The sequence below is a fragment of the Microbacterium sp. X-17 genome, from assembly GCF_039615055.1.
This window is the reverse complement of sequence record NZ_JBDHNI010000001.1, coordinates 1,023,747-1,038,155: the sequence shown is the minus strand read 5'-3', so window position 1 is coordinate 1,038,155 and position 14,409 is coordinate 1,023,747. Positions and strand designations below refer to the sequence as shown.

The following is a 14,409-nucleotide window of genomic DNA, read 5'->3' as shown; positions in this document are numbered from 1 at the left end:
TCCCGCACAGGCGTCTCCCACGCACTCGCTGGTACCGTCGCACCATCGAAATGACGGAGAACCACGTGAGCGATGATCGGACCCTGGGTCTCACCCTGGGCGGCGGAGGCGCGTTCGGCGCGGCGCACGTGGGGGTTCTCCAGGTGCTCGCGGAGCGCGGCATCCGCCCGGGGATCATCACAGGCACGAGTTCCGGCGCCCTGGTCGGCGCAGCATATGCCGCAGGCTTCGAACCGCCGGCGATCGAGCTCGCCGCGCGGAGCTTCCGCTGGAACGCGATCGCCCGGTGGTCGCTCACGCCGCGCTGGGGACTGCTCGACACGCATGCCGTCCGGCATTCCCTCCACCGCCTCCTGGGCTCCGACCCGCTCATCGAGGACCTCCCACGTCGGTTCGCCGCCGTCGCCACCGACCTGCGAACCCGCCAGGCCGTGACGATCGACGAAGGGCCGCTGAGCGTCGCACTGCGGTCGACAATCGCCGTGCCGGGGCTCCTGCCTCCTGTGCGCCGCGACGGGAGGCTGCTGGCCGACGGCGGCATCGTCGACAATGTTCCGGTCCAGGCCACTCGCGCTCTCGGCGCGGCCCGCGTCATCGTCGTACGCCTGCACGCGAAGTGGGAGAACGTTCGGATGATGCGGATGGTCACACGCACTGCCGACCTCAAGCGCGACCCCTCCGTCGTGCTGATCCAGCCCGAGATGGGCGGGATGGCGCAGTGGGGGATGTCCGATGTCCCGCGTCTCATCGCCGAGGGTCGCCGTGTGGCGATCGCGGCGCTGGATGACGCCGAGTCGCGCGGGACGATCGCAGGTGCGCACGAGCCCGGTCCGGTCGGCGAGCGGATACTCGACGCGGCCTGAACTCGGCCGCTGCGGGCGCGTCGCTCGTCGAGGTGAGCTCTGTCGCGACAGCGCCGGCGGCCACGCGCGTTACATCGGGTCGTTGACGTGCAGGTGGTTGCAGGTGTCGTAGAAGTCCTGGAAGTGACGCAGCCCGGGTTCGTCGCCGGCATTGATCCTGCACTGCCGCTGCCCCAGGCCCGAACCGTACGGCATGAAGTTGTCGAGCGTCCGGATGAGGGTGAGCGCGTTGCGGTCGGCCCCATTGGTGCCCTGGCCGCCGAGGCTGTAGAAGTCGACGGCGTGGCCGCCGCCGTTCATGTAGTGCTGGGAGTAGATCCCGGCTCCCTCGATCTGGCCGGTGCAGCGCCGGTTGATGTCGCTGACGCCGACGCTCGAGAACATGTGCTCGGCGATCACCATCGCCTGGAGCACCGACGTGTCGATGCCGCAGTTCGGCACCGAACGCCCCTCGGCGATCCAGCGGATCTCGAAGATGTGATCGGGATACGAACCCACGAGCTGTCCAGAGTCGACGTACCCCATCAGCTCCTGCGCGAGCGCGTGGGCGTCGGAGGAGATCGGGCCCGCATTGCCGGACCGGGCGCGAGCGCGAGCTGCCGCGGCAGCGGCGGCAGCGGCCGCAGCCCGGGCGGCGACCCCTGCCTGATACTGCTGCTCGGTGATCGCCGTGGCGCTCGTGAGCGAGGCGAGCTGCGCCTGGAGCTCGCCCTCGTGAGCGGTCTCCGCTTGCAGCGCCGCGATCATCTGCTTCTGGGCCGCAGCGGCCTTCTCGGCCTCCGCCTGGGCCTTTGCCGCGAGCACGGTGAGCTCGTTCTTGGCGGCGGTGGCCTGGTCGCTCGCGGCCTTCGCCAGGTTGTCGTCCTGCGCCGCCTTGGAGTAGATGCCGTTGATGGTGGCTGTCAGCTTGCCCATGCTGCTGAGGCGGGAGAGCAGCACGCTCGCATCCCCGGAACTGCTCAGGAGCAGCGTCCCCGTCAGATCCGCTCCGCCGGAACGGGCCAGCTTCTCAGCGACCACCGCGGCCTCGTGATGCGACGCCTCCGCCGTGGCCTTCAGCGCGGACGACCGGGCGGCGAGGCGGTCGGCTTTCTCCTTGCCGACAGCGAGCGCGGCCTGCGCGGCCTCATTCTCCTTGCCGCGCTGGATGGCGAGATCCTCGGCCGCCTTGACCTGCGTCTTGAGGGTCTGGACCAGGTTCGTGATCGCTGCGACCTCGGCCTGCTTGGCCGCTTCGCTGGAGCGGGCGGCCTGCACGTCGGCCCACGACGGGTAGTTGTCCGCATACGCTTTCGGGGCGTCCAGTCCGCCTCCGGCGACGACTGCGATGACGACGCAGATCGCGACGAACCTCCAGCCGCGAACGACGGAGGACGACAGTGCCGGGCGGCCTGGAGGCATTCGGGATCCGAATCGTGGTCGAGCGGGGGCGGAGGCGCGCGCGGCGACCTCGTTCATCGACGCTAACCTGCGAGGCGACAGCGCCTGCCTCAACACGCCGGTGCGGGCGGGTGCGGGGCGCGTGCGCGGGGACCCACCCGGGGGTTGCCTACACGTTGAACCTAAACTCCACAACATCCCCATCCTGCATCACATACTCCTTCCCCTCCATGCGGGCCTTCCCGCGCGCCCGCGCCTCCGCGACGCTGCCCGCGTCGACGAGGTCGTCGAAGGAGATGACTTCGGCCTTGATGAAGCCCTTCTCGAAGTCGGTGTGGATGACGCCGGCCGCCTGGGGCGCCTTCCAGCCCTTGTGGATCGTCCAGGCGCGGGACTCTTTCGGACCGGCCGTCAGGTACGTCTGCAGGCCGAGGGTGTCGAAGCCGATGCGGGCGAGCTGGTCGAGGCCGCTCTCCGTCTGGCCGGTGGAGGCCAGCAGCTCGGCGGCGTCGGCGGCGTCGAGGTCGATTAGTTCGGACTCCAGCTTGGCGTCCAGGAACACCGCCTGCGCGGGCGCCACCAGGGCCGCAAGCGACGCGCGCCGCGACTCGTCGGTGAGCACGTCCTCGTCCACGTTGAACACGTAGATGAACGGCTTCGCGGTGAGCAGGCCCAGCTCGCGGATCGGCTCCAGGTCGATGGTGGAGGCCGACAGCGGCTTGCCGTCGTTCAGGAACGCCATCGCCTCGCGGGCCGTCTCGAGCACGACCGGCTCCAGCTTGCGGCCCTTGACCTCCTTCTCGTAGCGCTGCTCCGCCTTCTCCAGGGTCTGCAGGTCGGCGAGGATGAGCTCGGTGTTGATGGTCTCCATGTCGCCCGCCGCGTCCACCTTGCCGGCGACGTGCACGACGTCGGGGTCGGAGAAGCCGCGCACGACCTGCGCGATCGCGTCGGCCTCGCGGATGTTCGCGAGGAACTTGTTGCCGAGGCCCTCGCCCTCGCTCGCGCCCTTCACGATGCCGGCGATGTCGAGGAACGACACCGGGGCCGGGAGGATGCGCTCGCTGCCGAACAGCTCGGCCAGCTTGTCGAGGCGCGGGTCCGGGAGGTTCACGACGCCGACGTTCGGCTCGATGGTCGCGAACGGGTAGTTCGCCGCGAGGGCGTCGTTCTTGGTCAGCGCGTTGAAGAGGGTCGACTTGCCGACGTTCGGGAGTCCGACGATACCGATAGTGAGAGCCACGGTCGTCCATTCTACGGGCGGGAACGGGACCCGGCCGCCGACCTCAGCCCAGCGCCGCCCGGTAGCACCGCGTCACGTACGGCAGCTCGATCCGCTCCGCCCCCGCCAGTTCCGGATGCTCGGCGTGCAGGCGGCGCAGCGACGCGATCACCGCGGCCTGGGCGTCCGGGTCCTTCGTGATGAAGTAGCTGCGCGAGCGCGCCAGGTCCAGGAGGCCGTCCAGCGTCAGCGCCTGCACCCAGTGCACGTCCTGCCGCTCCAGCTCGCCGAACGGCGCTCCGACCGCCGGCTCCTCCTCCTCGCCGAAGGTCGCCTCCCCCGCGCCCATCAGCTCGCCCAGCTCGCGCACCCAGTCGACGCTCTCGTCCCGGTCGTTCCAGACCAGGCCGATCCTGCCGCCGGGCCGCAGCACGCGCGCGACCTCCGGGACGGCGCGCCCGCGGTCCACCCAGTGCCACGCCTGCGCGGCGACGACCAGCCCGGCGCTGGCGTCGGGCACGGGGATGTCCTCGCCCGCCCCGATCCGCGTCTCCGCCTCCGGGGTGCGCTCCGCGAGCACACCGAGCATCTGCGGCGACGGGTCGACGGCGATCACGTCGAAGCCGGCACCCACGAGCGCCCGGGTCAGCTTGCCGGTGCCGGCGCCGAGGTCCACGACCGGGCCGGTCACGCCCTCCGTGAGCCAGGCGACCGCGTCGGCCGGATAGTCCGGCCGGGCCAGGTCGTACAGTTCCGCCGCCCGGTCGAACGCCCGCGCGTGCGCCTCCCGCTCCCGTCGCTCCCGCATACCGCGACCCTACGCCGTCGGTCCCGGTCCGACGGCACTTCGAGCCTCCGCGGCGTGGGCGACACGGCGACGTCGGTGGGGCGTGCGAGAGTTCGGGCGTGCCACTGGACTTCACCGCCATCGACTTCGAGACCGCGAACTCCTCTGCGGCGTCCGCCTGTTCGGTCGGGCTGGTGAAGGTCCGCGACGGCCGTGTGGTCGACCGCGCGAGCTGGTTCATCCGGCCGCCGCTCGGGCACGACGTCTTCCAGGAGTGGAACGTCCGCATCCACGGCATCCGGCCGGAGGACGTCGCCGGCGCCGCGGGCTGGGTCGACCAGCTCGCCGACCTGGTGGAGTTCGCGGAGGACGACCACCTGGTCGCCCACAACGCCGGCTTCGACATGGGCGTCATCCGCGCCGCGTGCGCCGCCACCCTGGTCGCGTGCCCCGAGTACCGCTACCTGTGCAGCCTCCAGGTCGCGCGCCGCACGTACCACCTGGAGTCGTACCGCCTGCCGGTCGCGGCGATGGCGGCGGGGTTCGAGGACTTCCACCACCACGACGCCCTCGCCGACGCGGAGGCCTGCGCGGCGATCGTCGTGCACGCGGCGCGCCGCCACGACGCGGCGACGATCGACGACCTGGCCGCCCTGACCGGCGCCCGTGTCGGCCGCATCGGCATGGCCGCCGCGGCGTAACTCCCACCCGCCCGGGTTTCCACGCTCCCGCACGCCCTCCCGCGGGCGGTGCGAGCGCCGGCCCGCCTATCAGGCATAAATACCTCTGTAATGAAAGCATTGCAACTTCACGCGTCACGTTCTAATGTCCAGACATAGCAACAAGACGCGAAGGAGCGACCATGACCGCATCCCCTCACCCGGAGGCCGCCGAGACGGCCCTCGGCAGCACCGCCTCCGCAGGCTCGACGCCTCCCCACCCCGACGATCCCCGGACGGACGATCCGCGCGCGGACGATCCCCGCGCGCGCCGATTCCTCCGCCGGATCGCCGTGCTCGCCACCTTCGGCGGCCTCCTCTTCGGCTACGACACCGGCGTCATCAGCGGCGCCCTGCCGTTCATGCAGTTCGACCAGCGGCCGCTCACGCCGCTGGAGGAGGGCACCATCGTGTCGTCGCTCCTCTTCGGCGCGGCGCTCGGATCGTTCCTCGGCGGCCGCATCGCCGACCGCCGCGGACGCCGCAAGCTCATCGGCGCGCTCGCGGTCGTGTTCTTCGTCGCGGCCGTCGCGTGCGCGTTCGCGCCGACGATCGGCGTCATGATCGCCGCCCGGTTCATCCTCGGCCTCGCGGTCGGCGGCGCGTCCGTCGTGGTCCCGCTGTACCTCGCCGAGCTCTCCCCCGCCGCCCGCCGCGGCCGCATCGTCACGCAGAACGAGCTGATGATCGTCTCCGGCCAGCTCGCCGCGTTCGTCGTGAACGCCGTTCTCGCCTCCGTCGTCCCCGAGCACGCCGCCGTGTGGCGCTGGATGCTCGTCGTCGCATCGCTGCCGGCCGTCGTGCTGTTCTTCGGGATGCTCGTCCTGCCGGAGAGCCCGCGCTGGCTCATCCTGCACGGGCGCTTCGCCGAGGGGCTCGCGGTCCTGCGCCGCCTCCGCGCCGAGCAGCAGGCCGAGCGGGAGGCCGAGGAGATCCGCCGCCACGAGGAGCGCGCCGTGCGCACGCCCCTGCTGAAGGAGCTCGCGGTGCCGTGGGTCCGGCGGGTCTTCGTCATCGGGCTCGGGATCGCGATGGTCCAGCAGCTCACCGGCGTGAACTCGATCATGTACTACGGCGTCCAGATCCTCCAGAAGTCCGGCTTCGACCAGCAGGGCGCGCTCATCGGCCAGATCGCCAACGGCGTCATCTCGGTGCTCGCCACCTTCGTCGGCATCGCGCTGCTCGGCAAGGTGGGCAGGCGCCCGCTGCTGATCACCGGCCTGATCGGCACCACGACGTCGCTGCTGCTGGTCGGCGGCGCCTCCGCGCTTCTCGCCGGGTCGCCCGCGCTGCCGTTCGTGGTGCTGTCGCTGACGGTGACGTTCCTCGCGTTCCAGCAGGGCGCGGTCTCGCCGGTGACCTGGCTGATGCTCGCGGAGATCTTCCCCGCCCGCATCCGCGGCGCCGCGTTCGGGCTGGCCGCGCTCATCCTGTGGCTGACCAACTTCCTGGTCGGCTTCCTGTTCCCGCAGCTGGTGGACGCACTCGGGATCTCGCCCACCTTCTTCCTGTTCGCCGTCGTGGGCGTCGGCGCGGTCGTGTTCGTCGCGCGCAGCCTGCCCGAGACGCGCGGGCGCAGCCTGGAGACCCTGGAGGCCGAGCTGCGCACGCGCTTCACGCGCTGATCGACCCCCGGGTCAGCGCATCAGGAGGGCGGGGCGGGAACGATTTCCCGCCCCGCCCTCCGTCGTCGCGGCGGTTGTCGGCGGCCCCTGCGACACTGAGCGCATGGACTTCCCCGCACTGCTCCTCGGCCTCCTGCTCGGTCTCCTCGTCGGCGCGGCGGGAGCTGGCTACGCCGTCGCGCGACTGCTCCGGAGCCGCGAGACGGCGGCGCCCACGGTGGAGGACCCGGCGATCGTCGCCGCCCGCCACGAGAAGGAGCTCCTCGAGGTGCGGGCGGAGGAGGCGGCGACGCAGGCCGGGCTCCGCGCGGAGCTCGCCGCGGCCGACACCCGCGTCGACTCGCTGCAGGAGCAGCTCCGCGGGGCGCAGGAGCAGCTCCGCGAGACGGTGGAGCGGCACCGCGCCGAAGCCGTCGCCCAGACCGAGCGCGAGCGTGCCGAGAGCAAGGTGCTCCAGGCGCTGGCGCCGGTGCGCGAGAGCCTCAGCGACATGCAGCGCAAGGTGATCGAGCTGGAGACGCAGCGCAACCAGCAGCACGGCCAGCTCGCCCAGCAGCTCCGGTCGGCAGCCGAGTCGGAGGAACGACTGCGCAGCACCGCCGAGTCACTGGCGTCGGCGCTGCGCTCCAACAGCACGCGCGGCGTCTGGGGCGAGACCCAGCTCCGCAGCGTCGTGGAGGCCGCCGGCCTGATCGAGCGGGTGGACTTCGACGTGCAGTCGAGCATCCACTCGGAGTCCGGGGCCGGCCGTCCCGACATGATCATCCGGCTCCCCGGCGGCAAGAGCATCGCACTCGACGCCAAGGTGCCCTTCAACGCCTACCTCGAAGCCAGCCAGATCCCCGCGACCGCGACCGGCTCCGAGGGCGCACAGCGCGAGGCCCTCCTCAAGCAGCATGTGAAGGCCGTCCGCGACCACATCACCACGCTGGGCAGCAAGGCCTACTGGACGGGCCTGGAGTCCTCCCCCGAGCTGGTCATCGCGTTCATCCCCAGCGAGTCGCTGGTCTCGTCGGCGATGGAGGCCGACCCGTCGATCATGGAGTTCGCCTTCGGCAAGCGCGTGGCCCTGGCCTCGCCCGTGACGCTGTGGTCGGTGCTCAAGACGGTCGCGTTCAGCTGGCAGCAGGACGTCCTGACGCAGGAGGCCAAGCAGCTCTTCGACCTCAGCCGCACCCTCTACAGCCGGCTCGGCACGACCGCCGGCCACATCGAGAAGCTCGGCCGGTCGATCGAGCGCACGGTCAAGGACTACAACGGCTTCGTCGGCTCGTTCGAGCGCCAGGTGTTCCCGGCCGCGCGCAAGCTCGGCGCGCTCGACGAGTCCAAGGTGATCGGCGTCCTGGAGGGCATCGAGGAGGCCCCGCGCGAGCTCACGGCGTTCGAGCTCGTGGACGAGCTGGACGCGCGCGCCGAGGCCCGCCTCCACGTGGAGGCCGCAACCGACGACGCCCGCGACATGCACGGCATCGACAAGCTCGCCATCGAGGAGCGCGCCCGCGCCGCGGCCTCCGACGACGCCGACGCCGACGCCTCCGGCGCCGCCTGACGCGCTCTACAGCTCGTCCGCCGACAGCCACTTCTCCGCGAGGTGGTCCGCGACCACGCGGCGGATGGTGCCCGACTTGGAGCGCAGCACGATCGACTCCGTCCGGATGATCGGGCCCTTGCGGCGGACGCCCTCCACCAGGCCGCCGTCGGTGACGCCCGTCGCGACGAAGAACGTGTTGTCGCCCTTGACCAGGTCGTCGGCGCCGTAGATGCGATCCATGTCGAGGCCCGCCGCGATCCCCTGCGCGCGCTCGGCGTCGTCCTTCGGCGCCAGCCGGCCCTGCATGAACCCGCCGATCGCCTTGATGGCGCACGCGGTCGTGATGCCCTCCGGGCTGCCGCCGATGCCGACGCACAGGTCGATGCGCGACTCGTAGCGGGCCGCGTTGATCCCGCCGGCCACGTCGCCGTCGAGCATCAGGCGCGTCCCGGCGCCGGCGGCACGGATCTCCTCGATCAGGCCCTCGTGACGCGGCCGGTCGAGCACGGCCACGCGGATCTCCCCCACCGGCTTGCCCTTGGCCTTCGCCAGCTCGCGGATGTTGTCGCCGATCGGCTGCGACAGGTCCACGACGCCGCGGCCCTCCGGACCGGTGACGATTTTGTCCATGTAGAACACGCTGGAGGCGTCCAGCATCGTGCCGCGGTCGGACACCGCGATCACCGACAGCGCGTTCTGTCGTCCGGCGGCGGTCAGGGAGGTGCCGTCGATCGGGTCGACAGCGATGTCGCAGGCCGGCCCGCGGCCGTTGCCGACGTGCTCGCCGTTGAAGAGCATCGGGGCGTTGTCCTTCTCGCCCTCGCCGATCACGATCAGCCCGTCGAAGTTCACCGTGCCGAGGAACTTGCGCATCGCGTCCACGGCCGCACCGTCCGCCGCGTTCTTGTCGCCGCGGCCGATCCACGGGGTGGCCCGGATCGCCGCCGCCTCGGTCGCCCGCACCAGCTCCATCGCCAGGTTCCGGTCGGGGTGAAGGAAGAGGGACGCGGTGTCGGTGCTGGTCATGATGGGTCCTCCCGGACGAATCGAAACGACGGTGTCAGCCGCCAGGCGACGGCGAAGCCAGTGTATCGAGGCAGCCCGCCGGGGGCACGGCACGCGCTCGGTATGATGAGTCCCGTTCGACACCCCGATTCCCAAGGAGCCGCAATGCCCATCGCCACGCCGGACCAGTACGCAGAGATGCTCGACAAGGCGAAGGCGGGCGGCTTCGCGTATCCCGCGTTCAACGTCTCGTCGTCGCAGACGATCAACTCCGTGCTCCAGGGCCTCACCGAGGCGGGCAGCGACGGCATCATCCAGGTGACCACCGGCGGCGCCGACTACTTCGCCGGCCAGACGGTCAAGGCCCGCGCCACCGGCGCCCTCGCGTTCGCGAAGTTCGCCACCGAGGTCGCCAAGAACTACCCCATCACCGTCGCGCTGCACACCGACCACTGCCCCAAGGGCGCGCTCGACGACTTCGTGCTGCCGCTCATCGCCGCCTCCGAGGAGGAGGTCCGCGCGGGCCGCAATCCGATCTTCCAGTCCCACATGTGGGACGGCTCGGCGGTCCCGCTGGCCGAGAACCTGGAGATCGCGCAGGAGATGATCAAGCGCACCAAGGCCATCAACGCCATCCTCGAGGTCGAGATCGGCGTCGTCGGCGGCGAGGAGGACGGCGTTCGCCACGAGGGCTCCAACGACGCGCTCTACACGACCCTCGCGGACGTCGAGAAGGCCGTGGAAGCCCTCGGCCTCGGCGAGAACGGCCGCTACATGGCCGCCCTCACCTTCGGCAACGTGCACGGCGTCTACAAGCCGGGCAACGTCAAGCTGCGCCCGGAGCTCCTCAAGGAGATCCAGGACGGCCTGGCCGCCAAGTACGGCACCGGCCCGAAGCCGCTCGACCTCGTCTTCCACGGCGGCTCCGGCTCGACCGACGCCGAGATCGCCGAGGCGGTGCGCAACGGCGTCGTGAAGATGAACATCGACACGGACACCCAGTACGCGTTCACCCGCTCGATCGCCGGCTACATGTTCGAGAACTACGACGGCGTGCTCAAGATCGACGGCGAGGTGGGCAACAAGAAGGCCTACGACCCGCGCGCCTGGGGCAAGGTCGCCGAGACGGCGATGGCCGCGCGCGTCGTGGAGGCCACGCAGCAGCTCGGCAGCGCCGGGCACTCCGGCAAGTAGCCGGCGCACGTAGGCTGGGGGGATGAGCGAGCACGACCCGGAGAAGGCGCCGGACGAACGACCGCGCCCGAAATACGGCGAGCTCGCCCCTCCCGGCTGGGTGTGGAAGCCCCCGCAGGACGCGGACCGGCTGGACACCACGCACCACAGCCCGGCGGCGTCGGAGGTCGAGCAGCCTCCCGCCGCGCCGCCCCAGCCTGGGCCGTACGGTCGTCCCGGACCGTACGACCAGCACGGCGGCGCCCCGCACGACGGCGGGCAGCCCGGCTACGGCCACCCGCATCCGTCGAGTCCGCAGCTCCGCGCCGACGCGCCGCGCTGGAACGTCACGACCACGATCGTGCTGCTCGTCGTCGGTTTCTTCGGGATGTCGTACTCGATCGGCGCCCTGCAGGGGCTCCCTGCGGCGATGCAGCTCATGCACTCGTCGCTGAGCCTGGGCAAGTACGTGCAGGACCCGTCGGTCGCCCCGCTGATCACCGAGGGCACGATCGCGATGGCCGGAATCTGGGCGATCTCGCTCGGGCTGTCGGTGTGGCTGCTCGTGCAGAAGCGGCTGGCGTTCTACGTCCCGCTCATCGCCGGGATCGTGGCGTTCATCACCCTGTTCGTCATCCTGGGCCTGATCTTCTCGACGGACCCGGCGCTGCTCGACTACTACAACGGGATCGCACCCGCGACGCCGGGTCCGTCCACGCCCGGTCCGTCCACCCCGGCGCCGAGCTCGCCGCCACCGGCGAGCCCGACCGCCACTCCCGGGGCGTCGACCTCCGCTTAGGCCGCGCGCGACTCCGCGAGCCCCGCTGCGAGCGGCGTCGTCGGCCGGCCGATCAGCTCGCTGAGCGTCCCGGGCGCATCGGCGAGGGCGCCGTCGCGGATGTTGCCGTCGAGCGCGACCACGAAGCCGGCCGTCCCCTCGTCCAGGCCCGCCTCGCGCAGCGCCGCGCCGTGCTCGTCGGGGGTCACCGAGCGATAGGCGACCGGACGGCCGAGCAGCTCGCCGATGGCCGCGGCGAGGTCGTCGAACGTCCAGGCGACGTCCCCGGCCAGCTCGTAGACCGCGCCGTCGTGGCCGTCGGTCGTGAGCACGACTGCCGCAGCCTCCGCGTAGTCCTTGCGGGAGGCGCTGGCGACGCGTCCGGTCGCGGCGCTGCCGACGAGCTCGCCGGTCGCGGCGGCCACATCCAGCTGGCCGGTGTAGTTCTCGGTGTACCAGTTGTTGCGGAGCACGGTCACCGGGAGGCCGGAGGCGGCGAGCAGCTTCTCGGTCTCGGCGTGCTCCGGCGCGAGCACCAGGTCGGTGTCGTCGGCGTGCGGCGCGCTGGTGTAGACGAGGCGGCCGACGCCCGCGCGCACGGCCGCGTCGATGGCGTTGCGGTGCTGCGGGATGCGCTGGCCGACCTCCGAACCGGAGACGAGCAGGAGGGCGTCGGCCCCGGCGAACGCCGCGTCCAGGGTCTCCGCCTTCTCGAAGTCGATCACGGCGGTCTGCACGCCGCGCGCGGCCAGCGGGGCGAGCCGCTCTGCGCTGCGCCCGAGGGCGCGGATGTCGGCGGCGGGCACTCCGCGCTCGAGGAGGGCGTCCACGGTGAGGCGTCCGAGGTGTCCGGTTGCTCCGGTGACGACGATGGTCATGGGTGTGTTCCTTTCGGTCGGTCGTCGTTCGCAACCGGGTCCCCGCCCGAAAACTTCCCTGTCGGAGGTACCCACTTTTCGGTAAGTTACTGACGTGGACACCAGATTCGAGTCGTTCGAGGCTTTGGGCTTCACCGACGGCGTGCTCCCCTCGGAGTGCCCGTCGCGCATCGTCCTCAACCACGTCACCAGCACCTGGGGCGTGCTCGTGCTGGTCGCGCTCGCACGGAGTGACCTGCGCTGGGGCGAGCTTCGCCGCACCGTGCAGGGCATCAGCGAGAAGATGCTCGCCCAGACCCTCCGCACCCTGGAGCGGGACGGCTTCGTCCTCCGCACCGCTCAGCCCACGGTCCCGCCCCGCGTCGACTACAGCCTCACCGGCCGCGGCCGGGAGGTCACCGAGCACCTGCTCCCGCTGATGGGCTGGATCGCGGACAACGCCGACGACATCCTCTCCGGCGCCCCTCCCGCGCCGCTCGGCTTCGAGACCGGGCAGGGCTCGGTGAGCGGGGACTTCCGCGACGGCAACGAGGACTCCCTCTACGCCTCGGCCTGGTCGGCGTTCGTGGCCGACGGCGTGGGAGGTCATGCGGCCGGCGAGATCGCCTCCGCGACCGTCGCGATCCGGCTCGCCTCGATGCTCGACGCCACCGAGGGCCGCGTCCCCGGCGAGGCGCGGCTGCGCGAGCTGGTCGCGATCGCGAACTCCGACCTCGCCCTGCGCGTGCGCCTCGACCCCGCGCTGGCGGGCATGGCGACGACCCTGGTCGGGCTGTTCTCGGACGGCGTGAGGATCACCGTCGCGCACACCGGCGACTCCCGCGCGTACCGCCTCCGCGACGGCGCCCTCGCGCAGATCACCGAGGACGACTCGCTGGTCCGGGAGCTGCTGGCCACCGGAGCGATCGGCGAGAGCGACATCGCGGAGCACCCGCTGCGGTCGGTCGTCACGCACGTCCTCGGCGGGGACCCGGAGGACGCCGCCGCACTGCACGTCGCGTCGGAGCCGGCGCGGCGCGGCGACCGCTGGCTGCTCACGAGCGACGGGCTCACCGACTACGTCCCGATCCTGGATGTCGCCGAGACCCTCGCCGCGGCCGCGACGCCGCAGGACGCGGCGGACGCGCTGGTCGCGCTGGCGCTGCGGCACCGCGCCCGCGACAACGTCTCGGTGGTCGTCGCGGACGTCGTGGAGCTCGCGGAGGCTCCGGCGTACCGCCCCGCCTTCGGCGGCTCCGCCGCCGCCGACCCGGCCTCCGCCCGCACCCTCTGACGCGCCCAGAACCCCCGAGGGGCACGTTGCTGTCACTTTTGTGCCCGAAAAGTGACAACAACGTGCCCCTCGGCGGGCATTGCCAACAGGGTCAGGCCTGGCCGCGGCCTCCGAGGGCGCGGGCGTCCTGCTTGCCGCTGATGTCCTTGCGGAGCTCCTTGGGCAGCGAGAACATCAGGTCCTCCTCCGCCGTCTTGACCTCCTGCACCTCGGCGTAGCCCGCCCCGGAGAGGTCAGCGAGGACCTCCTGCACCAGCACCTCCGGCACCGACGCGCCGCTCGTCACGCCCACCGTCGCCACGCCGTCCAGCCACTCCTGGCGGATCTCGCTGGCGTAGTCGACCCGGTAGGCCGCCTTCGCGCCGTACTCCAGCGCGACCTCCACGAGGCGCACCGAGTTGGACGAGTTGGACGAGCCGACCACGATCACCAGGTCCGCGTCCTCCGCCACCTTCTTGATCGCCACCTGACGGTTCTGCGTCGCGTAGCAGATGTCGTCGCTCGGCGGGTCCTGGAGGTTGGGGAAGCGCTCGCGCAGGCGGCGGACCGTCTCCATCGTCTCGTCCACCGACAGCGTGGTCTGCGAGAGCCACACCACCTTGTCCGGGTCCTTCACCTGGATGCGGTCGACGTCCTCCGGGCCGTTCACGAGCGTCACATGCTCGGGCGCCTCGCCGGCGGTGCCCTCGACCTCCTCGTGGCCCTCGTGGCCGATGAGCAGGATCTCGAAGTCGTCGCGGGCGAAGCGCACGGCCTCGCGGTGGACCTTGGTGACCAGCGGGCAGGTCGCGTCGATGGCGAGGAGGCCGCGGTCCGCGGCCGCGCTCACGACGGCCGGCGAGACGCCGTGCGCCGAGAACACGACGTGCGCACCCGTGGGGACCTCGTCCACCTCGTCCACGAAGATCGCGCCCTGCTGCTCCAGCTCGGACACCACGTGCACGTTGTGGACGATCTGCTTGCGCACGTAGACCGGCGCGCCGTAGTGCTCCAGCGCCTTCTCGACAGCCACAACGGCGCGGTCGACGCCGGCGCAGTAGCCGCGCGGGGCCGCCAGCAGCACACGCTTGTGTCCCTGGACCGGGATATCCTGAAGCCGCCCGCGCTCGCCGGCGTCCCGCTTGACGGGGATCCGGGGCATGGGGAGGCTGATGGTCGCATCGCTCACCCTTCGA

General features: G+C 71.5%; 13 protein-coding genes and 1 pseudogene. 8 read left to right on the top strand and 6 right to left on the bottom strand.

Going from position 1 to position 14,409, the window contains the following annotated elements; translation table 11 throughout:
* Window positions 1–65: 65 nt before the first annotated feature.
* Window positions 66–863 carry a patatin-like phospholipase family protein gene (locus ABCS02_RS05065; protein WP_345834503.1) on the top strand — a complete coding sequence of 266 codons (798 nt, stop codon included), beginning with the start codon at window positions 66–68 and terminating at the stop codon, window positions 861–863.
* A 69-nt stretch (window positions 864–932) separates the two neighbouring features.
* Here the strand turns inward: ABCS02_RS05065 and ABCS02_RS05060 are convergent, their stop codons facing one another.
* The 3 genes from ABCS02_RS05060 to ABCS02_RS05050 form a co-directional block, all read right to left on the bottom strand.
* Window positions 933–2,264: a hypothetical protein gene (locus tag ABCS02_RS05060; protein ID WP_345834502.1), complete on the bottom strand. Its 1,332-nt coding sequence runs from the start codon at window positions 2,262–2,264 to the stop codon at window positions 933–935.
* Window positions 2,265–2,412: 148 nt separating this feature from the next.
* Entirely contained in the window at window positions 2,413–3,486 is a 1,074-nt protein-coding gene (gene ychF / locus ABCS02_RS05055; protein ID WP_345834501.1) for a redox-regulated ATPase YchF, read from the bottom strand.
* A gap of 43 nt (window positions 3,487–3,529) precedes the next feature.
* Complete coding sequence (locus ABCS02_RS05050; RefSeq protein WP_345834500.1) at window positions 3,530–4,273, bottom strand: class I SAM-dependent methyltransferase; 744 nt, start codon at window positions 4,271–4,273, stop codon at window positions 3,530–3,532.
* 98 nt (window positions 4,274–4,371) lie between these two features.
* Between ABCS02_RS05050 and ABCS02_RS05045 the strand changes: the two genes are divergently transcribed.
* From ABCS02_RS05045 to rmuC, 3 genes are all read left to right on the top strand, one after another.
* The gene (locus ABCS02_RS05045; protein WP_345834499.1) at window positions 4,372–4,953 is read left to right on the top strand and encodes an exonuclease domain-containing protein; all 582 of its coding nucleotides are present in this window, start codon (window positions 4,372–4,374) and stop codon (window positions 4,951–4,953) included.
* Window positions 4,954–5,114: 161 nt separating this feature from the next.
* Window positions 5,115–6,596, top strand: coding sequence for a sugar porter family MFS transporter (locus tag ABCS02_RS05040; RefSeq protein ID WP_345834498.1), 1,482 nt, complete (start codon window positions 5,115–5,117; stop codon window positions 6,594–6,596).
* A gap of 103 nt (window positions 6,597–6,699) precedes the next feature.
* Window positions 6,700–8,145: a DNA recombination protein RmuC gene (gene rmuC, locus ABCS02_RS05035; protein WP_345834497.1), complete on the top strand. Its 1,446-nt coding sequence runs from the start codon at window positions 6,700–6,702 to the stop codon at window positions 8,143–8,145.
* A 6-nt stretch (window positions 8,146–8,151) separates the two neighbouring features.
* On the opposite strand, the gene glpX is transcribed toward rmuC, so the two are convergent.
* On the bottom strand, window positions 8,152–9,153 hold the full coding sequence (glpX, locus tag ABCS02_RS05030; RefSeq protein WP_345834496.1) for a class II fructose-bisphosphatase: 1,002 nt from the start codon (window positions 9,151–9,153) through the stop codon (window positions 8,152–8,154).
* A gap of 144 nt (window positions 9,154–9,297) precedes the next feature.
* Between glpX and fbaA the strand changes: the two genes are divergently transcribed.
* Both fbaA and ABCS02_RS05020 read left to right on the top strand, forming a co-directional pair.
* Window positions 9,298–10,326 carry a class II fructose-bisphosphate aldolase gene (gene fbaA / locus ABCS02_RS05025; RefSeq protein ID WP_345834495.1) on the top strand — a complete coding sequence of 343 codons (1,029 nt, stop codon included), beginning with the start codon at window positions 9,298–9,300 and terminating at the stop codon, window positions 10,324–10,326.
* A 22-nt stretch (window positions 10,327–10,348) separates the two neighbouring features.
* Window positions 10,349–11,104 (top strand): DUF6264 family protein, encoded by a 756-nt coding sequence (locus ABCS02_RS05020; RefSeq protein WP_345834494.1) that lies wholly within the window; start codon window positions 10,349–10,351, stop codon window positions 11,102–11,104.
* Here ABCS02_RS05020 and ABCS02_RS05015 read toward each other — a convergent pair.
* The gene (locus tag ABCS02_RS05015) at window positions 11,101–11,961 is read right to left on the bottom strand and encodes an SDR family oxidoreductase (RefSeq protein ID WP_345834493.1); all 861 of its coding nucleotides are present in this window, start codon (window positions 11,959–11,961) and stop codon (window positions 11,101–11,103) included. The genes ABCS02_RS05020 and ABCS02_RS05015 overlap by 4 nt on opposite strands.
* A 94-nt stretch (window positions 11,962–12,055) precedes the next feature.
* Here ABCS02_RS05015 and ABCS02_RS05010 point away from each other — a divergent pair.
* A pseudogene (locus tag ABCS02_RS05010) lies at window positions 12,056–12,418 on the top strand (helix-turn-helix domain-containing protein); the annotation flags it as partial.
* A gap of 45 nt (window positions 12,419–12,463) precedes the next feature.
* Complete coding sequence (locus ABCS02_RS05005) at window positions 12,464–13,234, top strand: PP2C family serine/threonine-protein phosphatase (RefSeq protein ID WP_345835172.1); 771 nt, start codon at window positions 12,464–12,466, stop codon at window positions 13,232–13,234.
* A 91-nt stretch (window positions 13,235–13,325) separates the two neighbouring features.
* On the opposite strand, the gene ABCS02_RS05000 is transcribed toward ABCS02_RS05005, so the two are convergent.
* Window positions 13,326–14,375, bottom strand: a complete 1,050-nt coding sequence (locus ABCS02_RS05000; RefSeq protein ID WP_345835171.1) for a 4-hydroxy-3-methylbut-2-enyl diphosphate reductase — start codon at window positions 14,373–14,375, stop codon at window positions 13,326–13,328.
* Window positions 14,376–14,409: the final 34 nt, after the last annotated feature.